21 protein-coding genes are annotated in these 19922 nt (G+C 39.8%); 14 read left to right on the top strand and 7 right to left on the bottom strand.

Annotated features, from left to right (window positions below):
- From tnpA to PN450_RS17750, 6 genes are all read left to right on the top strand, one after another.
- Nucleotides 1-275: IS200/IS605 family transposase (gene tnpA, locus PN450_RS17775; RefSeq protein WP_271837089.1), on the top strand; the 275-nt coding region annotated here is incomplete at its 5' end.
- Nucleotides 276-605: 330 nt separating this feature from the next.
- Nucleotides 606-950, top strand: coding sequence for a rubredoxin (locus PN450_RS17770; protein WP_148765259.1), 345 nt, complete (start codon nucleotides 606-608; stop codon nucleotides 948-950).
- Between the two features lie 74 nt (nucleotides 951-1024).
- Complete coding sequence (locus PN450_RS17765) at nucleotides 1025-2044, top strand: photosynthesis system II assembly factor Ycf48 (protein WP_015081484.1); 1020 nt, start codon at nucleotides 1025-1027, stop codon at nucleotides 2042-2044.
- Nucleotides 2045-2614: 570 nt separating this feature from the next.
- Entirely contained in the window at nucleotides 2615-2863 is a 249-nt protein-coding gene (psbE, locus tag PN450_RS17760; RefSeq protein ID WP_148765257.1) for a cytochrome b559 subunit alpha, read from the top strand.
- A 9-nt stretch (nucleotides 2864-2872) separates the two neighbouring features.
- Nucleotides 2873-3010, top strand: coding sequence for a cytochrome b559 subunit beta (gene psbF, locus PN450_RS17755; RefSeq protein WP_010997987.1), 138 nt, complete (start codon nucleotides 2873-2875; stop codon nucleotides 3008-3010).
- Between the two features lie 9 nt (nucleotides 3011-3019).
- Nucleotides 3020-3139 carry a photosystem II reaction center protein L gene (locus PN450_RS17750; RefSeq protein ID WP_015081482.1) on the top strand — a complete coding sequence of 40 codons (120 nt, stop codon included), beginning with the start codon at nucleotides 3020-3022 and terminating at the stop codon, nucleotides 3137-3139.
- A 22-nt stretch (nucleotides 3140-3161) separates the two neighbouring features.
- Here the strand turns inward: PN450_RS17750 and PN450_RS17745 are convergent, their stop codons facing one another.
- Nucleotides 3162-3296: a hypothetical protein gene (locus PN450_RS17745; protein WP_256370319.1), complete on the bottom strand. Its 135-nt coding sequence runs from the start codon at nucleotides 3294-3296 to the stop codon at nucleotides 3162-3164.
- 37 nt (nucleotides 3297-3333) lie between these two features.
- Here PN450_RS17745 and PN450_RS17740 point away from each other — a divergent pair, with 37 nt between their 5' ends.
- A complete protein-coding gene (locus tag PN450_RS17740) occupies nucleotides 3334-3453 on the top strand; it encodes a photosystem II reaction center protein J (protein ID WP_015081481.1) in 120 nt (39 codons plus the stop codon).
- Nucleotides 3454-3749: 296 nt separating this feature from the next.
- On the opposite strand, the gene psaI is transcribed toward PN450_RS17740, so the two are convergent.
- From psaI to psbO, 6 genes are all read right to left on the bottom strand, one after another.
- Entirely contained in the window at nucleotides 3750-3890 is a 141-nt protein-coding gene (gene psaI / locus PN450_RS17735) for a photosystem I reaction center subunit VIII (RefSeq protein ID WP_015081480.1), read from the bottom strand.
- 98 nt (nucleotides 3891-3988) lie between these two features.
- Nucleotides 3989-6499: a hypothetical protein gene (locus tag PN450_RS17730; RefSeq protein ID WP_271837088.1), complete on the bottom strand. Its 2511-nt coding sequence runs from the start codon at nucleotides 6497-6499 to the stop codon at nucleotides 3989-3991.
- Nucleotides 6500-6731: 232 nt separating this feature from the next.
- Nucleotides 6732-6980: a hypothetical protein gene (locus PN450_RS17725; RefSeq protein ID WP_015081478.1), complete on the bottom strand. Its 249-nt coding sequence runs from the start codon at nucleotides 6978-6980 to the stop codon at nucleotides 6732-6734.
- A gap of 26 nt (nucleotides 6981-7006) precedes the next feature.
- Entirely contained in the window at nucleotides 7007-7864 is an 858-nt protein-coding gene (locus PN450_RS17720) for a hypothetical protein (RefSeq protein ID WP_271837087.1), read from the bottom strand.
- Between the two features lie 106 nt (nucleotides 7865-7970).
- Complete coding sequence (locus PN450_RS17715) at nucleotides 7971-8762, bottom strand: RNA polymerase sigma factor SigF (RefSeq protein WP_271837086.1); 792 nt, start codon at nucleotides 8760-8762, stop codon at nucleotides 7971-7973.
- Nucleotides 8763-9561: 799 nt separating this feature from the next.
- On the bottom strand, nucleotides 9562-10392 hold the full coding sequence (gene psbO / locus PN450_RS17710) for a photosystem II manganese-stabilizing polypeptide (protein ID WP_015081475.1): 831 nt from the start codon (nucleotides 10390-10392) through the stop codon (nucleotides 9562-9564).
- A 1018-nt stretch (nucleotides 10393-11410) separates the two neighbouring features.
- On the opposite strand from psbO, the gene PN450_RS17705 reads away from it, so the two are divergent.
- The 7 genes from PN450_RS17705 (at nucleotide 11411) to ftsZ (ending at nucleotide 19852) form a co-directional block, all read left to right on the top strand.
- Nucleotides 11411-13012, top strand: a complete 1602-nt coding sequence (locus PN450_RS17705) for an AGE family epimerase/isomerase (RefSeq protein ID WP_271837085.1) — start codon at nucleotides 11411-11413, stop codon at nucleotides 13010-13012.
- Nucleotides 13013-13142: 130 nt separating this feature from the next.
- Nucleotides 13143-13751 carry a DJ-1/PfpI family protein gene (locus PN450_RS17700; protein ID WP_271837084.1) on the top strand — a complete coding sequence of 203 codons (609 nt, stop codon included), beginning with the start codon at nucleotides 13143-13145 and terminating at the stop codon, nucleotides 13749-13751.
- Nucleotides 13752-13853: 102 nt separating this feature from the next.
- Nucleotides 13854-14456, top strand: a complete 603-nt coding sequence (locus PN450_RS17695; protein ID WP_271837083.1) for a hypothetical protein — start codon at nucleotides 13854-13856, stop codon at nucleotides 14454-14456.
- 188 nt (nucleotides 14457-14644) lie between these two features.
- Nucleotides 14645-16045 (top strand): alpha-amylase family glycosyl hydrolase, encoded by a 1401-nt coding sequence (locus tag PN450_RS17690; protein WP_271837082.1) that lies wholly within the window; start codon nucleotides 14645-14647, stop codon nucleotides 16043-16045.
- 253 nt (nucleotides 16046-16298) lie between these two features.
- A complete protein-coding gene (locus PN450_RS17685) occupies nucleotides 16299-16661 on the top strand; it encodes a hypothetical protein (RefSeq protein ID WP_271837081.1) in 363 nt (120 codons plus the stop codon).
- A gap of 231 nt (nucleotides 16662-16892) precedes the next feature.
- Nucleotides 16893-17834, top strand: a complete 942-nt coding sequence (locus PN450_RS17680) for a cell division protein FtsQ/DivIB (protein ID WP_271837080.1) — start codon at nucleotides 16893-16895, stop codon at nucleotides 17832-17834.
- A gap of 710 nt (nucleotides 17835-18544) precedes the next feature.
- Nucleotides 18545-19852, top strand: coding sequence for a cell division protein FtsZ (gene ftsZ, locus PN450_RS17675; RefSeq protein ID WP_148765244.1), 1308 nt, complete (start codon nucleotides 18545-18547; stop codon nucleotides 19850-19852).
- The last annotated feature ends 70 nt before the right edge of the window (nucleotides 19853-19922 follow it).

The raw sequence follows: 19922 nt of genomic DNA, 5'->3' as shown, positions 1-19922 counted from the left end.
TTTTTGCTGAACTGGCCATAGAAAAAGGTTGGGATATTTTAGCCTTAGAAGTAGCTCCAGACCATATCCATTTATTTATTAGCGTCAAGCCTACAGACACCCCACATTTAGTTATCAAGGCATTTAAAGGGCGTTCTAGTTGCTACCTGAGAAAAGAATTTCCCCAATTAAAAAAACTACCGTCTCTTTGGACAAGTAGTTATTTTGTAAGTACAGCAGGGAACGTTAGTAGCGAAGCTGTGAGAAAATATATTGAAGATCCGCATCACGGATAATACAGAAAATACCGCAGCGGTTAAAACCGCTCGCGCCGCTTCCCTCTCAGGTCTAAGGACGCGCTCGTTTCCCACTTACCGGGTATTCTTATGAAACAGGAAGTAAACGCCAAAATTATCGGTGTCCAGATGTATCTAGACCTTGATAATTTTGGGTAAGTTTTATAGAACGGAAATCAATAAAACCATTACTCAACCTAGATTTTCTGTTTTTCGACAATTTCTCGAACTCCAAAAAAAATGAGCGAACCGGGAGTTGATAGAAAAGTCCAGCAATTATGTCATAATTTGTAACGTATATTTAAATTCCCCTCTGCGAGACTACGAGCTATGAGTGAACAAGCTGAACAAGCTATGGAAACTCCAGTGTTAGACCGTTATGAGTGTCGCTCTTGCGGTTACGTTTATGAACCTGAGAAGGGAGACGACAAGAGTGATGTCCTCCCAGGAACACTTTTTGCCGAACTACCTACAAATTGGCGTTGTCCAGTTTGTGTAGCTAAGAAAACTGTTTTTGCGAATATTGGACCAGCGGGTACTGCCTCTGGTTTCAAGGAAAACTTAGGTTACGGTTTGGGTGTGAATACCCTGACACCAACTCAAAAGAACATTTTGATTTTTGGGGCTTTGGCTCTTGGCTTCTTGTTTTTTATTAGTCTTTACGGACTAGATTAAAAACCGCCATCTTTATTTACCGCAATTCGGCGAAAATCTCATTAAACCTCCACTGGAAACCCTCAGTAATACTGATGCAATCAATTTTGAAAAAGTGGCAAAGTTTTGTTGCCGCGTTAATAGTAGTTATCGCCTGTATAGGGTGTAGTAGTGTTCCTTCTATAAGCAACAATCCTTGGCAGGTGATTAATGTCCCGACAAAGTCGAAGTTGTTAGATATTAGCTTTGCCAATAACTCTCAGCATGGTTACTTGGTGGGTGGTAATGCCACTCTTTTAGAAACTAAAGATGGTGGTGATACTTGGCAACCGCTAAAATTAGAGTTGGATGATCCCAGATATCGTTTTAACTCCGTTAGTTTTTCTGGTCAGGAAGGTTGGATTGCTGGAGAACCTTCTTTATTGCTCCATACTACTGATGAGGGTAAGTCTTGGTCACGGATTGCTTTAAGCGAAAAGTTACCTGGCAGCCCCATTGCCATTACAGCAATAGGTCAGAATACAGCGGAAATGGCTACCGACATCGGAGCGATTTATCAAACCACAGATGGTGGTCAAAATTGGAAAGCTAATTTAGACGCGGCCGTTGGTGTGGTGCGGACTCTGGAGCGATCGCCTGATGGTAAGTATATCGCTGTTTCTGCTAAAGGCAGTTTTTACTCCACTTGGGAACCTGGACAAAATGCTTGGCAACCCCATAACCGCAATAGTTCCCGTCGCTTAGAAAATATGGGTTTTACTAACGATGGACAATTGTGGTTGTTAGCACGAGGTGGCCAAATTCAGTTTAGTGATCCTACTAAACCGGAAGAGTGGTTAGAGGTAGAATATCCAGAGTTATCCACGAGTTGGGGTTTACTCGATTTAGCTTATCGCACACCCGATGAAATTTGGATCGGTGGTGGTAGCGGTAATTTACTTCGCAGCACCGATGGTGGTAAAACTTGGGAAAAAGACCGTGATGTGGAGACAGTTGCAGCTAATCTTTACAAAATTGTATTTTTTAGCCCCGATCAAGGCTTTATAATTGGCGATCGCGGTGTTTTACTGAAATATAACCCCAAAACAGCAGCAACAGCAGCCCCAGCGGCGTAATTACACCCAATAATGGATGTATTCACCAGAAGAAAGTTGTAAGTTGTAACTCTGTCTAAACTTTGTAGGATATTGACACTCCCCGGTCTAAAGACACGGGGATTCTTGGTTCAACGAGACCACTTAAACTAGACTCCTTGCGTTATCTAGGTCAGAGGTGGGACTCTCCCCAAGCGTTAACTTTCGGTCTGCCCGACCGTAGTTGCATGACTGCAAGTCCTGTTGAGGATGAAACTTTCCTGTTTCAAAATTCTGATTCGTCTAGCCCCTATAAATCTTTTACCTACTGCTAGAAGGAAACTAGAACAATGCAGTAGAACCGCATAGATTTAATTGTCAAGGCACAGATTACCGTTAGGCAGTTAGGTTTTTAGACAGGTTGATTACCTTTCCTGTTACAATTAGTATAACACAAGTCACTGGAGGAAGACAGCCTCTAATTGGCTTTCACCCCCGGCTTAAAAGAAATTATTCCCTAAAAAGCCTAAAAATTTTTAGGGGTTAATTCCGGGATTTTCAGCCTATTTTCTTATAAACTCAATAATAGTTTTTGATAAGGGAGTGAAATAAATGGCAGGTACCACTGGAGAACGTCCGTTTTCTGACATTGTTACCAGTATTCGTTACTGGGTAATTCACAGCATCACCATTCCCGCATTATTCGTTGCAGGTTGGTTATTTGTCAGCACTGGACTGGCTTATGATGCGTTTGGCACACCTCGTCCTAATGAGTATTTTACTCAAGTCCGTCAAGAAGTGCCAATTGTCAGCAATCGTTTTGAAGCAAAAAAACAAGTAGAAACCTTTATTGGAAAATAATTTGAGATCATGACTAGCGGTAATAACATCAATCAACCAGTTACCTATCCCATTTTTACAGTTAGATGGATCGCGGTGCATACCTTAGCTGTCCCTACTGTCTTCTTTTTGGGCGCGATCGCCTCAATGCAGTTTATTCAACGCTAGGAGTTAATCATGGAAAGAACGCCTAATCCTAATCAACAACCGGTTGAATTAAACCGTACCTCTCTTTACCTGGGACTACTATTAGTCTTCGTTCTCGGAATTCTATTTTCCAGTTACTTCTTTAACTAACTGGACTTTTTCACGTCAGTTGCTAGTTAGGTGATAGGTAATAGGTAATAGGTAATAGGTAACAAGTTACAGAAAGAATATTCTCAACTGACAACTGACAACCGACAACCGACAACCGACAACCGACAACTGACAACTGACAACTGACAACTGACAACTGACAACTGACAATTTTTGTAAGTGAGGAAAAAACTGTGTCTGGAAGTGGAAGAATTCCCCTGTGGGTCGTCGCTACGATTGCAGGTTTAGGTGTAATTACTGTTGTAGGTATTTTCTTTTATGGATCTTACTCAGGAATTGGTTCTTCAATGTAATGCTATAGCAGGGAACAGGGAACAGGGAACAGGGAACAGGGAATAGGAAGCTTGAAAGTCTTTTGTAAGATGACTTTTTTAACCAATCTCTGTCCTAACCTACTTGGTAACTACTATTCTGGAAGAAGATAGCAATTAGAAATACAAAAAACTGGATTTTTGCTTGATTATCATTTTTGAACTTCTTCTGCAAAAATCGCCATAAAAACCGCCTATCTCATGGAGTTAGGCGGTTTTGTTTGTTTTCAAATAGATAATTGGTGACAAAATTAAGTAACCAATTACCCATACCCTAATTAAGCAATATCTTCGCGTTCAATGTATGAAAACAAAAATGCGAAAATAACTGCTGGTAAAACCAAGCCAGTTAGGGGAACGAAAACAGAAGGCAAAAAGGAGGAATAAGCCAAAATAGTAGGCAAAAATGAACTTGACATAGAATTAAAGTCCTGTAAAGTCTTACTGCAATTCAAATTGAGCTTACTGCAAAATCCTCCCTTATTTGCTAAATTATCAAGATTTTTAACACACCTGTTTACATTCCCAACACTTCATCCATTTTTATCGTGGGTAAATTAGGGGGAATTACTGTCTTGATGATAGTGAATTTGTCACTTTCCTGCTGAGTAGTTTGATGGAGAGCGATCGCTGATAAACGGATTTCTAAGCAGCCAAAAGGAATTTTTAGGTAGATCGCTGTTTCCCATTCTCCGCAGGCATTAGAACGCAAATCTGGCAGGATATGTGGTCTATCTAGTAGACTCCGGGTTTGATAATCTTCAACCCATAACTTGACCACTACCGAAGATGAAACTTCAGGTAATTTTACACGCACCATTACAGATGTGCCAGCGACAAGTTCACCCTCTGATAAATACAATTGGGGAGTTGGTAAAGACTCGATCATCACACCAGAGAAATCTGCCGCAGTTTCATTCTCCGGTAGGGGGGAATAATGATGATCTGCTATAGCTTCATCACTCCAGCTATCCGCATCCCGTTCCATAACCAAATCATCTATAACTATTTCTTGTGATAACCATCCAGGCTGGGTTGGTATTGGATTCAGTATATTGACTGTTTCCGGTTTATTAATTTCTAAGGGAATATTGTCAGCAATGGGATCTTCCTGAATTTCTTTTTCCCTACTTAACAGCACTTCCACATCTACAGTTTGAGTTTCTTCCCCAAGATCATTGTCTGAGGATTCTTGAAAAACTGCTTCAGTCAATAAGTATCCTTGACTGTCTATCCATTGTTGCAAAAGAGAGGAATTTTCTTGAGTATCCACCAAATCTAATTCTTCACTCTGGATAATTACAGAATTTTCCTGAGAATCCACCAAATCTAATTCTTCACTCTGGATAATTACAGAATTTTCCTGAGAATCCACCAAATCTAATTCTTCACTCTGGATAATTACAGAATTTTCCTGAGAATCCACCAAATCTAGTTCTTCACTCTGGATAATTACAGAATTTTCCTGAGAATCCACCAAATCTAATTCTTCACTTTTAGTCACCCCCGCCACAATCTCTGCTATTAATTCTGCATAGGATGTATCATCAATCATAGACTGATCGGACTGCGGAAGATTATCTAGTGGTAATTCTGGTATTTTTGCTGGTAAAGTTACTACAGTCGGTAGCTGTGGGGATTTCTGCAAAGTTGCTAATTTTTCAACATTTAACTGATCATTGGCTGTTTTCCCTGGAACAGGCTTAACTTTTAATCGTTTCAAGTAGGGAAAAATAGTATTAACTGGTTTAATTACCAACTTTTTCAAATCAATTGGGTGAATAGCCAGGGTTTTTGTGAGGGAATCTGTTTCCGAATCAGTATTAATCTCACGTGTAGAATTGTGAGGTAAATTTGGCAACTGTGGTGAAAGAACTTGCCAGGATATCAGGGGTTTAATTTGGGGTGGTAAAGGTTGGTTTGGGGAGGGCTTTAAAATGTGAAACTGTGCTAACTTGGGAGTTTTAGCCACATTGAAAAGTTCTAATCGAATCTTGACAGAGGGCTTGGGCTTAACTGGTGGATTAGTTTCTGGTAAAGAGTAGTCACGGTAATCCGACCGAGAAGTTTGTAGTGCTAGTAAATCAGTGACATCGGCTGTAATTGTGAAAGTATGGTTAGCTAAAAGTATGACTTCACCAACATCAGCTAATGCACCATATAAATTAATATCTGCTAAAAGCAACTTAGATTCACAATCAAGGGGAATATCAATCAGGGTACTAAAGCTAAAAGGTAAGACTTGATCTGTTAATGGCTGATCTATGTGGTTAAGGATTCTTGATTCTGAAGGCGATCGCAGGGCAATTTCTAGCCGTAGCTGACTCACACCATTCATGGCAAATCTCTCATCTTCCAGATTCTCTATTTCATTGACTTCCACATCGCCATGAATGATAAAATTGTCTCCCCAACGAGCAACATAAGTATCTTGATCTAAACTCAAATTCAGTGGTAAAGGTGGCGGTAAAGTAGGAGCATTCTCAATAGTCTCCTCGTCCAGCAAAGGTTCATCTTGAGGTAAGGCTAAATCTAATAAGTTTTGTAAAATCTGCTCAGTTGTTTCCCCCTTAAACCAGACTGGAGTTCCATGATTCATAACTATACTGACTTGAGTATCAGCATTTGAAGCCAGATCAGATTCCTCAGCCAGTTGAGTTAGAGACTGGGGACTAGGTTCTGGGGGTGATACTTGGATAAGGAGAGTATGTTGCCAGGATTTACCGAGCATCTCTGACATAATATCTCCAGAGCATCGTAACTCCCAAATCCCTGGTTTAAAGTAGGTAAAAGGAATTACCGCCATCAATCCTTCACTATTAGTCCGATGCGATCGCTTGAGAATTCGCCGTTTCGGTGGAACCTCCTGGGTTGATATGTAAGTCACTCGCACATCAACATCCATATTATTCAGATAAGACCGAGCCAAAACTCGGTAATTATCCGCTAAAATCTTTAAATTTGGCGACTCCAAAGTCCGCCAAGTGCGGTCTCCCTGTTTCTGTATCAGAAATTGCCAGTTTTCCATTATAAATAACGCCTAAACCTAAGAGCAGCCAATTAATATTTTGCATTAACTTGCTTGTCAGTTTAACCCAGCCATCTGCTATTAACCTAAGTTTAGTTGTTAGTTGTTAGTAGGGGCGAAGCATTTGGAAGATAAATTATCGGTCATTGCCAAAAATAGTTCTCCAAATGCTTCGCCCGTACAGTTGTTAGTTGTTAGTTGTTAGCTAACCAGCAACTTACCTTCTTGAATTTTATCCACATTCATAGCGGTTTTGATAATAAGCCACTATCTGCTTACACCTTGACCGACTTTCCTCATCAGCGGCTGCTGTCCATGAAATCCATAACCCAGAAATTTGACTTTGGTTGTAATCAAACTCTGAGGATGTTTGCGGTATTAATCCCACTTCTACCCCCACCACCTGCCGGAGATGCGCTGCTATTTCCCGATATACAGCCAAGGGTAAACCAGCAAACTCTATTTTCTCTTGTGTCACCATATCTATTCTTTGCTCCTACAAGATTTTCAAGCTTGCTTAATCACAGAAATACCATTACCCACAGAAGCTGTAGTCGCTGGTTTAGATGTTTTAGAAGGTTGTTCCCCTACTTGTTTAGCAACTTCAATACCGTACTGTTCCAAAATCACGGTAGGATTAGCACCTTGGCTCATTTCAATCCGTTTTACTAACACCCCATTCACCAGCCTTTGACCTGGTTTTACATATCTACTAGTTGGCTCATCCGGTACTTTCACAATTGCTTGAGGTACTTTACCAATTAAGATTACACCACTCACAATCACTGCTCTAGCGGTTTCCGGCTGTCGTGCTACTGGTAACACAGTTTTGAGTTTAGGAGAGGGGAGAGATCCCGCTAAAACAGTGGGTAAAACTGGTTTTATAGCTATCTGTGGGGATTTTTTGGGTAATGAAATTGCCAGTTTAGTTGCTATTGTCTTGATTGGTTTCGGTGGAATTAATTTAGGCTGAGTTACTGTAGGTAAAGGGGGTAATTTAGGAACTGCAATTTTTTCACCTGGTAGCTTAGTAGTTCTAGAACCTATCTTCTCCACAATTTGCCCAAAGGGGTCTGTTCGTCCTTTCTGTACCACACCCAACCGCTCTGTCCCATTTGTCGGTTGAATCAAACTACCAACTGACCCAGGACCCACTGGTGGTTTGGTAGATATCAGAGGATTATTAAAAGGTTGAGCCAAAGATGGTGGCTGTGTCGTTTGCGGCGCAGTTGCTTGAAGACTAGGAGTTGGTGCAGGACTGGCAGTATTAGTAGCTGTTGGCGGTTCACCCACCGTACAGCCAGTCAGTGCCAAGGTTGCTAAAATAGCTGCGGCTGTAGCTGTAATATGCGAATTTTTACCCATTAGCTGCTCTCAAAAACTATAGAAAAGACTGCGACTTAAGTCGCACGAGTTGCTTCTATCTCAGCCTAAAGGGACTGAGTTTTACGCTTACCGGGTTATTCTATAACTAATCTTCCGTCACCCCCATAATCTTTTTCAACATATCTAAGCCTTTTTTAACTTGGCGAGAAACTGTGACAACACTAATGCCTAAATGTGCTGCTACTTGTTTTTGGGTTAAATCATACAAAAATACAAACTCAACAACGTCACGAGTCCGCTGTTCTAACTGAGTCAGGGCTTGTTGTAACCTAATTTTGTCTTCTTGGGCTAATTGAAAACTGCGATAGTTCCTATCTGGAACTAACTCACCCAAACAAGTAGAGCCTTCTTCTCCATCTTGGATAGGTACATCCAAACTCAACGGAGCGCGGTTAATCCATGCTAATTTAATTTCCTGCCATTCACTCAGAGAAATTGCCAATGCAGCCGCTAATTCGCTATCAGTCGGTGGGCGATTATATTGCTCGGACAGAGAACGGGAAAGCCCAACAGCTTGTTGTTGGAGTGCTAACCACCGTCTGGGTATTCTCACAGTTACGCCTTTATCTCGCAAATAATGTTGAATTTCACCACGAATATAGGGCATCGCATAGGAACTAAAAGCATTTCCCTTAGAAAGTTCAAATTTCTCAATTGCTCTAATTAAGCCCATACAGGCTACCTGGAGAAGATCCTCATAGCTCTCATTACACTGATTAATCCAATAATGGGCTTCCTTTCTGGCTAGTCCAAAATTGAGTTTTACCAGTTGATTGCGAACTCTTTCCGAACGGGATTGCTGATACTCTCGCAACAACTGTGAATTTTCATGTTTCAGTTTGTTAGTAGATGTTTCGTCAGTGGTTTTATTAGGCATAACACTTTGATTCTTAAACAAGTATATTTGGTATATAATCGCTTTTAAAACTAGTCACTATTTCTGCTCTTGGCTGAATGGTTGCAAATCCTACATCACAGAAAAATTTTGTCCAGACAAAATCGCCGTAAATGCTCTGCACAATACAATTAGCAATGGCAAGATTGTCCTGATATTTTTTTTACTCAAATTAGTTGAGTATACTTCCTAATTTATTAAACAACTGTCATAAACTTAAAATATACAATTAGCAATCTAATAATAAACCGGGATTGCGCCTAATTTAACTAATTAACCATGAGATTTGCTTATAGGTCTTGAGAATTGGCAATAGTTGATGAGGATCAAGCTTTGGGCTGCGATTATTTTTGTTTATCTGCTGTCTTCTCTGGATTGAATGAGTAATATTAAGTAAGTCGGCCCAATAAAATCGATATATGTTTAGTTTTGTAAAAACCGTGAAACACCCTATTTATAAGGTATTCGTTAATTTATATTTCGTTACATAGATTGATTTTTTAACGCCGACCTACTTACGTAATTAAATAATTAAATTCATCTCCAACTTTTCAGCAAAAAAAAATAAAATTTTAAATCAGTAAATTTACGTGGAAATTAAACAACCCTAGTTTTCCAAAAAAAACCAAGATGCAGAGTGCATCTTGGTTAAGGTATTGCCACAAATAAATTTTTGTGACTGCTGAATTTTTGTTCATTCCCAAACTCATGGAGGTATATTAGATTACTAAATTACCAAAATATTTATGGATTTTAAACTCCCATGAGGTTGTATCAATATTTAGGCGCGAGGCTCAATTCGACCGTAGAATAAACCACGAATCTTCACTTCTTTAGGTTCACCTGCACCTAAATCGGTATCAGAAGGTTGTTCACTTTCAAAAGTCCCAGCTATTTCACCAGAAGTGCTATCTACTTTGGCTACTTGCAAGGAAATTTTACCTTTGAGGATTTCTGCCCGCTTGACATTAGTACGAGTTAGATCTTCATTATCAGATCCGGCTGGTAAAGCTACAGCATTGTCATAGCCACTAACAACACCACGACCTTTAGGATCTAAGAAAGCTGCACCACGATAGGAAGGGACTTTAAAAGTTCCTTCAAAGTCAGTGGATGTGTTAATGCTAGTTAAATTAGGTTGTGTTTGTGCAACCAAGCTTTTGATGGTAAACAAGAAAGGTACTAATTCACCACCAGGAAGTTTAACGGTGATAGCTTGAAAATCAAGACCATCTTCTTCCGTAAAAGTCAAGCTATGATCTGGATTGCTAGTTAGCTGACCTTGTACTTGGTCAATGGTAGAAGTATATCTGGTCATAACTTTACCGGATACAAATTCTGCTTTTTGACGTTTGTTAGCAGGTTCTTCTTTGACAAAGAAACTGGTTGGTTCTAAACAAAGTTCTTTAATGCTGTATGTCACATTAGGATCAACAGTAATTGAACCACGACTGGTTTCTGTCAGTTGGGGGCATTTGTTAGCCAACCCTGTGCCGCGAATTTGTTCGTAGGTGAGGACATCACTGACGCTGGCAGAAGGTGCATCACTACAAGCTGTGATTAGCCCTAAGCATAGAGCAAAGAAAGCAACAATTAAAGCGCGATACCTCATGGTTAACCTCAATCTCAAAAATTAATATCTAAGTTGTCAAACTGCTTTACTGAACGCACTTAAACGCATTGCGTTTCTGAGCCTGGAATTCAAACCATAGACTAAGCAGCGAACCGCATCCATACTGGATGATGTATGTGTTGTCAGTACATACATCAAAAGTGTTTGGATAGGGAAATTAGCCAGATCATACGATTTTTTTTAACTCAAAATCAAAGCACTCTAGTGCTTAAATTCGGCTGTCATCCAGCACAAATAATGGAAAAGCCTTCTCTACCTTACCATCAAGGATTCTTGTTACTTGAGAATAGTTAGAAAGATATATATTCAGAAGTCAGAATTTAGGCTTCGCGTCGTATTTCTTGAAAGTTGGGAGTGAAAGTAAGAGTGCTGGTTGGCTATCGGCCTAATTTTTATCCTTCATACAAGTGTATACGGTAACATTTTAGTGTGGAACTAAGGAATGTGAATTAAGAGATTGTTTGTCGAGTATAAACTTATATTTTGATGGATGATTATAAAGATGCTTGCGGCAAGCTGCGCGTAGCTTGCCGTCCTGTTGCGGTATGTAGCTACACAGACAAAACCCACCTACGTGGGTTAAAAAACCTTATGTATGTGATCTAATATTGGGTTACGCTGTTGCTTTGCCCAACTTATATAGGACTTACGCATGAGTTAGGGAATAAACGAACCACTTCAGGCACGGATAACACTGAGAAATGGGGGTTTAGGGCGGGATATTTTGCGTAAGTAACGTAAGTCCTGCTAAGTACCTGGACAGAATTAATTACATATTATTTATTTACCAATCCTTTGTCCATTCAGGATTTCAGTCTAAATATTTGTGTAATTAATTTTGTCTCATTACTTATAAAAAAAATTGTAACGTTTTTTACCAACAACTAGCTTCTTTAATTCTTCATGTGATATTTTATTTTCGTACTCATAAGAGTGTTCCAACGTAAATTTTTATTGGGTGTGGCTCTTTATTTCTTTATTGTACCAAGGAATACCAATGTTACCTTTGATCAATCGTAGAGTAGGCAGTAGAGCCTTTTTAAAGAAGACTCTTAGCCTGTGTTTATGTGCAGTGTTTTTTATCCTATCTCTGAAAGTTCCCACAGCGCAGGCTTTAGTTGAGTCTAAACAATACCCTGTGAATAACATAGGACTAATAATCAATTCTGTACCCAAGGGAGATAGGTGGTTACAGCATCTTAATGATGATCTTTTACCTTTCTGGACACAAAATACAGCCCTTGGGGAAAATGGCAACTTTCCCACCTATAGATGCAATGATGGCTCTTTATATGACAAAGCTAAACCTTGCATAGAATTAGCAGAACCAATTCCAGGCATCGTTAAACTTGACAGAGAGTATGTGAGAGCCAAGTCAAGACAAGTATTTGCCTACGGTGTGGCCTATAACCTGACTGGAAATAAAAAATATCTCAGCTATGCTAAAGCAGGTGTAGATTACTTGCGAGCTAATGCATTAGTCTACTATGGAAAAGGTGGAGCTTATACCTACTTTGACAAAACAGGAAATGGGCAACCTGAACAAACGAAGCGCATCAGTCAAGATATGACATATGCTCTTTCTGGATTAGCATTTTACTACTATCTGACCAGAGATACTCAAGTTTTACAAGAAATAGTGAATGTCAAAAACTACATTTTCGACTATTACTACGATCAAGAATGGGATTTAATTTCCTGGGTAAAAGCTGATTATACGGATTACAAAAATCCCGATGGTACTGTAGAGACAGTTAGCACTCAACAGAGAGAACTAGTAGCGCAACTGGATCAAATTTACGCTTACATGATGTTGCTCACACCGATTTTACCCAGCGAATTTAATGGTGTGAAACTCCAGCAACAGTGGAAAGATGATTTAGTGCATGTTGCCACCATCATGAGTGAGCAATTCTATACTCCCGATAAGAATATCTTCTGGGGAGCAATTACCGATTCTAAGAACAAGAAATTAGCCACAGATCATACAGATTTCGGTCACTCCATTAAAACCTTGTGGTTAATTTATGAAGTTGGCAAATTAACCGGACACTACGATTTAGTCTTGTTTGCTCAAGAAGCAGCCCCAAAAATCCTAGAAGCAGCTTATTTAGAAGATGGTACTTGGGGACGTAGAATCAATGAATATGGACAAGTAGAAAGAGATAAAGAGTGGTGGATTTTAGCCGAATTAGACCAGGTTGCTGCTACTTTAAGCCTCAGAGATCCATCCTACGCCAAATATCTACCAACAACTTATGGTTACTGGTTTGAACACATGGTAGATCATAAAAACAAAGGAGTTTGGCATTGGGTAAATGCTGCTGACAACAAACCTGATATTCACTTTCCCAAACAACACTCCTGGAAAAATGCTTTCCATACCTTTGAACACGCAATTGTTGGCTATTTAACTGGACAAGAAATTCACGATTTGCCCAGCACTTTATATTTTGCCTTCCAAAACGGCACTCCTGATTACACCCAAATCCGTCCCTACACCTATGCGGCAAAAGTGAAATCGGTAGAAGAAATAATCGATTCTGAAAACTATCCAGAATTTAAAAAGCAAAAAGTGACATTTACCGACATCCGGTAAGGAATTTCACTCACAACCAGTGAAGTAATCAACTTGTTAGTACAATCAAATGAAAGGGAAAACGACTTTTATCTAGCAAGTTGATTTACTACCAACATTTTGTTAACGAACTATTCTCACCGAGAAACTTATGGCTAGACCACCCAAAATTGCTGTTTTGCTAGACTCCCATTACGATGGAACTGAAACCTCTGCCTTGCAAAACTTTTTTCCAGTTAGAGGCTTTGAAGTAGAGTTTATTGGTTATCTCCGAGGTGCTTCACAAGCAGTTTTTTTTAATAACAATAACCCCAGCGAAACCATCACAGTTACTAAAGATATCGGAGACGTTGATTTACTTGAATATACTGGTTTGATTGCGGTTGGCGGATATGCTATGGATATGATCCGCTATGAACAGATCATAGAAGAAGGTTCTGATGGCAGACCAGTAGAACTGCCAAAAGCAAGTGAATTTGCTATAGCAGCGTTGGGCGATCCAGAAATAACGGTGGGAACTATTTGCCATTCTTTATGGGTTTTCACACCAGACCCATCTGCACTTGCAGGGCGCAAAGTTACTTGTGGTCATAACATTATCTATGATGTTTTGAACGCAGGAGCAACACTTGCCTACGATACCACTTATCGGCAATTAGCTGGCTCATGGGTTGATGGTAATCTTGTTACTGGAAGACATCCTTTTGCGGTTCAGGAATTCATGCAAACATACTATGATGAGCTAGTCAAAAAAGGATAACGATTAGAAACATTTTTTACTAGCTATAATTATCAAATTTTGGCTAGTAATCTCTTAACAAACTGGACTATTCACTATTTCTGTCATAACGGAGTCATCATTATGTCCGACAAATTTGAACAATTGCAGCAATTAAGACAAGTAAAACCAGTCAATTATTACAGTTTTTGGAATTTAGATGCAGACTATTCAAAACCTGGTCTGGTATCTCCAGAAAAACGGCAAGAGTTAATCGAGAAAGCTGAATTTTATGGGAGTTTGAAAGAAGATGATATTCCTGAAGTCAATGCTGACTATACCTGGTCACAAATCGAACAAGAAAATAAAGATTGGTGGCCTACTCATTGCGAAGCTTTAAGACAAGGAAGGGGCGATATCTTAACAAAGGAATATCATAATAACTTGGTTTATTTCTGCCAAGATGGCCCCTTTGTTGGCACAACAGACCAGCAAGAAAGAGAGAAGCATTGGTGGGCTTTAATTGCACAACCAGGCGTAACCATGTGCTGGCCAATTGTGCTGTTTTGGCGCGAATTTGTTCACTTTGAATGGAAGTGCGTAGACGATAGCTCCAACGAAACTACATCCAAAGGAATGGTTGCCTGGGTACGACGGGGACATCGAGGCGGTTGCTACTTTAAAAGCGAACAACTTACCTTCTACCGCGATGTATACGCGCCAACCAAATTATTGCCAGATGCTTGATAGTCTAGCAATAATTACCCAATTTAATTACCCAATTTTGAACGCCATTTGATGCCCCAAATTACGTGACTGATTTCCTACTATTAGTCCGAGTCAAATACTGAGGAAAATACAATTTTTACCTGGGTAAGATTATCGGAAAAATATTATGGTTTCAGCCACGTTACATCATGCACTTAATCCTGTTTATGCCTCAAAAAATTCAGCTTTTTTTCAAAAAGTGCGCCTGTTTTTTGGCTATTTTTTTGATAGCCCTGACAATTGCATTTAGCTTTTCCACTCCGGCGAAAGCAGATGTAATCTATCATGCTTTCGATGAATGTTTTGCCAGTATCAAAGCCGAACTGCCCAAAATTAAAGACGCAGGATACAATTACATCCAAGTTTCGCCTCCTAATACAACCGCCTCCCGGCTTGATAATGCTTGCACTTCAGACGAATACTGGTATATTCAATATCAACCGCTTGATTATGTCCTAGAGGGAAATCTGGGAACTGAGCAAGATTTAAAGGATTTAATTAACGAGGCTCACAAAAGCGGCATCAAGGTAATTGCCGATGTTGTCTTGAATCACCTGGCTAATTACAAAAACGTGGCTGGCCACGACATCAAACCTTTCCCCCAAGCCTATCCTATATTCCAAAAGCAGGAATACTTTCATAACCAAGCCTGCATCAACAACTATAATAATTCCTCAGAAGTTGAAAACAACTGGTTATGTAGTAAAGATGACCCAGAGGGATTGCCTGACCTGAAAACGGGTTTGCCCTATGTACAAGAGCAACAACAGAACTATCTGAAAAAATTACTTGATTTTGGATTCGATGGTTTACGTTTTGATGCCGCCAAGCACATTTCTCGGCAGGATATGCAGAAGATCCTTGCAGTTATCCCTAATGACAAGCTTTACTATGGTGAGGTCATCGGTAACAATTATGGCGAGAGCATGAGTTATATCCCTGTTTTCCCCAAAGTCACAGATTTTCAACTGGTCAATACCTTAAAAGATGCTTTCAATGTTGGTGGAGATTTGCGCTCTTTAGTTAATCCATCAGATACCCAACGTGCTTTGCCTGGTAAGGATGCTGTTACCTTTGCTCGCAATCATGATACTTGGGCTTGCGGACAGTTTGATAATTGGAAATTTGATCGTGGGGATTTACCCTTAGCAACAGCTTATGTATTGGCGATTAACGAAGGAACACCCCTGATTTTGAATTTTGATGCCTTCAACCCTACAGTTGTTGCTGCTACTCAATTTCATAAGAAAATGGACGCACAACCTCAATACTATCGCAATGGTAATGACATTGCTGCTAGTGCGGACAATCCCAATTTGCTCTTTATCGAGCGCGGAGATCAAGGTTTAGCCATTATCAATAAGGCTGGTACAAAATTTGATGTGGAAGCTGCAAAAATGCCCGGTTTAGAAGTTGGCTGCTATGACGAATTACAGTATAACTTCAAAATGTGTGTGGCTAAGGGTGATGATGGCCAAAAATACATTACTGAGTGGGGTTCAAAGAATCGTGGAGGCATAGAGATGGGACCACGCACGGCTCTTTTCTTTGTCAGGGCTGAGGCATAATTTGAGACGATAATTATTATTTTTGTCTCAGTAATAATTTTTAACCTTTGTGGAAAGTTGCGATCGCTTTGATTTTGGGCGATCGTATTTTTTATTTGGGAATAGTTGTTGCAACACACATTCCACGCTCTAGAGTATTTCTGCTTAGTTCTAAACTGGAATGCTCCCGTGCATACTGCAATATTTGACTTTTTTGTTGATCAATTTAGGGACTTTTCCAGTATCGTATTAGTTTTATGGAGTAAAACGTTCCATGAACCATGATCAAAATTGGACATCTGGGGATTTGTCCTGCCAGCTACAAGCGATTTCTGGTGCGGTTAAAGATGTAGCTCAAACTTGCGGTGGAGATATAATTTCTCTACTGGCTTTGTTACGTCATTTAGAAAAGTTGCACAAAGAAATTCGAGATGGAGTGTTTCAAGAAAATTTGCCTGATAATCGCCAAAGATTATACTCGCTGCTCAGAGATATTGAATCTGAGGGGGGTTGGCCTTATATTTCCCGAATGCGAGTACAGGCGTTATTGGTAAATTTGTCTGAGGAAGTTACTGATGAGGATGCTCTTACCAGCTATACTCATGATGTTTTCAAAATTGATAACTCGTCAGAATAGTTCAATATTTAAAATTAACAAATTAAATATTTTTGGATTTGATGGTGAAAGCATCACCATCAAGAGTAAATTTATGAGGTGGGAAAGTTTTACCGAATTTACAATGCGTTGGGTACTATTGTTAAAAGCTAATTTTCTCCATAATACCCATGATGTTAGCTAAATTTAATTGCTAGATAAGCGAATTTAATATCCAGAATAAATTGGACTGATATTTACAAGAGGAAAACAATGGCTGGGATATTATCAGTTTCTCGGACAAATTTAGCTCAACGCCGCCAAAAATTACGTCGGCAGCGACAACTCAAAATTCTTCAGGCTATTTGGCGGACGCTGGCTGTCACTGGATTGGCCTCGGTTTTGTTCTGGGTAGCAATTCAACCAATGTGGGTGTTAAAGGATTCGGGGCAAATAGTGATCAAATCTGGTGGTCAAGTTTTGACCCAAAAGGATATTTATTCATTGTTGGGGTTGTCATCTCCCCAGTCTTTATGGCGGATTGAACCTTCCCTAATTGCTGATTCTTTAAGAAAACAACCGAACATTGCCCAAGCTACGGTTAGACGGCGGTTATTACCTCCTGGTTTAATTATTGAAATCCAGGAACGAGTACCAGTAGCGATCGCCCAAATAACCAAAAATCAAAGGATAACCAGTTGTGTTCTGAGTCCTTCATTCACGGGTAAGCCTTCTGAGGTTAAGTCTTGTTTGCAAAATAGCGGTATGGCTAATCAACAAAATGAACTAGGTTTACTGGATGCTAGTGGCGTGTGGATGCCTTTATCAAGGTATATCTCCATTAACCCCAAAGCAAAATTACCTCGACTCATAGTAATTGGTGCGATCGCACAATACAAGCCATTCTGGACTCAACTTTATGAAGCTATCAGTCACAGTTCTCTAAAGGTGACAGAAATTAATTTTCAAGATCCTACAAATTTAATTTTGAAAACTGAATTAGGAATTGTGCATTTAGGCAGCCCTAGCAATAGATTACCTGAGCAAATTCAAGCACTTGTACAAATGCGCCGTTTACCGAATGAAGTTAATCCTAGTAATATAGATTACATTGATATCAAAAATCCCGCTGTTCCATTAGTACAAATGAATCAAAAAAATCCAGGCTTAGTTATGAAGAAATCAGAGCCACTACACAAAACACCAATCCGTTGAAGTTCAACATTTTTTCTTTCTACTCCCTTCGGCCTTTGTCTAGCTGAATAGGCAAATCTTTTAAATTAGTAACTTGAGTTGCTAATTTTATATTTTTGTAAATTAGGTATATATTATACATATAGATATAGAATTTTTTAACCGTTAGTTAAAAAATCATGCTAAGGGTTGTAAAATTAATAACTAAAAAAATTCAGGAGGTTATTAAAACTTATTACTAGGACTAAGCTTAAGCTCTATCAACCAGTTAATAACCAGTTGAATATCTTATATCAACCAGTCATCACAGCTTTTTGCCCAAAGATAGGGTTGTTATAGTGGGATCTGCCGAGGAGTTTAGTTAACGCTATTGTTGAAGTGATCTGCTGCTGACAAAGAAGATGAGATAAATAAATGTCTATACTTTTTAGAACTATTCTTAAAAAGTATAGGGGGGGAGTCAGCAACATGAGCAGCTAGTATCATAAACTGTACAGCTAATCAACAATCCCAAAGGAGAAAGAGTTAGAAGGCACCAGGCTGGATATCTGACTCTGCAACTGAGGTTTTATACCTCTCTCATGGACAAATTGCCACATCTCACCTGCCATCATGTAGGCTAGGGAATAGTAAAAAAAATAAAATAGCGTGCCAAAATTTATTTTGGCAATTATTTGACTCTTAGGTGAATCACACCGCAAAAAGTCGTTTATCTACCTTTCACAAATCCAATGACACTTGATAATAACCAAGGGCTGATCTATAACTCTCAAAATCCCGGACAACCAGGGTTTTCTCTGGCAGTTAACTCAAGCAATCCCTTTAATAATTCTGGAATGAACTTTGCTCAAGGTAAAGATGGCAAGAAAATTTCTCTCGAAAATAGCGGTATTGGTGAAATTGTGCCAGGCCGTGTTGCCAACATCAAAGTAATTGGTGTGGGTGGTGGTGGTGGTAATGCTGTCAACCGCATGATTGAGTCTGATGTATCCGGTGTTGAGTTTTGGTCAATTAATACTGATGCTCAAGCTCTGACTTTAGCGGGCGCTCCTAGTCGCTTGCAAATTGGGCAGAAACTAACTAGAGGCTTGGGTGCAGGGGGAAATCCGGCTATTGGTCAAAAAGCGGCGGAAGAATCTCGTGATGAAATTGCCACAGCTTTAGAAGGTGCGGATTTAGTATTTATTACCGCTGGTATGGGTGGTGGTACAGGTACAGGTGCAGCCCCAATTGTGGCAGAAATAGCCAAGGAAATGGGCGCTCTCACCGTTGGTGTAGTGACTCGACCATTTATTTTTGAGGGACGCAGACGCACTAGCCAAGCGGAACAAGGAATTGAAGGCTTGAAAAGTCGGGTGGATACCTTAATTATTATTCCCAATAATAAGCTGTTGGAAGTCATTCCTGAGCAAACTCCTGTGCAAGAAGCTTTTCGCTATGCTGATGATGTGTTGCGTCAAGGTGTACAAGGAATTTCTGATATTATTACTATTCCTGGATTGGTCAACGTTGACTTTGCTGATGTGCGGGCTGTGATGGCAGATGCAGGATCAGCTTTGATGGGAATTGGTGTGAGTTCGGGTAAATCTAGAGCCAGAGAAGCGGCAATTGCCGCCATTTCTTCACCTTTATTGGAATGTTCTATTGAAGGAGCTAGAGGAGTTGTATTTAATATTACTGGTGGTAGTGATCTAACCCTGCATGAAGTTAATGCTGCGGCGGAAACAATCTATGAAGTGGTTGATCCTAATGCCAATATTATTTTTGGAGCGGTAATTGATGACAGACTCCAAGGAGAAGTCAGAATTACTGTGATTGCGACTGGATTTACAGGTGATATCCAACCTCCATCTGCACAAACTACTGTTACTCCTAGAGTTGTCACTCCCATTCCCACTACTACTACTACCACTAGAAGACCTACACCACTACAACAACCTGTTAATAACCCCACTCCATCTGTAGAACCACCAAAAGAAAAACCCTCTTTGGATATTCCCGATTTTCTGCAAAGACGACGGACACCACCAAGAAATTAATTGATTGTGAATATGAGATTTTAGCTTAAATAGTAGAAGCCTCTCATCTAACCGATAGGGAAGTGATGAG

This window comes from Dolichospermum lemmermannii CS-548, assembly GCF_028330815.1.
GTDB lineage: Bacteria > Cyanobacteriota > Cyanobacteriia > Cyanobacteriales > Nostocaceae > Dolichospermum > Dolichospermum lemmermannii.
Note: the sequence above shows the minus strand (reverse complement) of the source record. Positions and strands in the feature narration are given on the sequence as shown.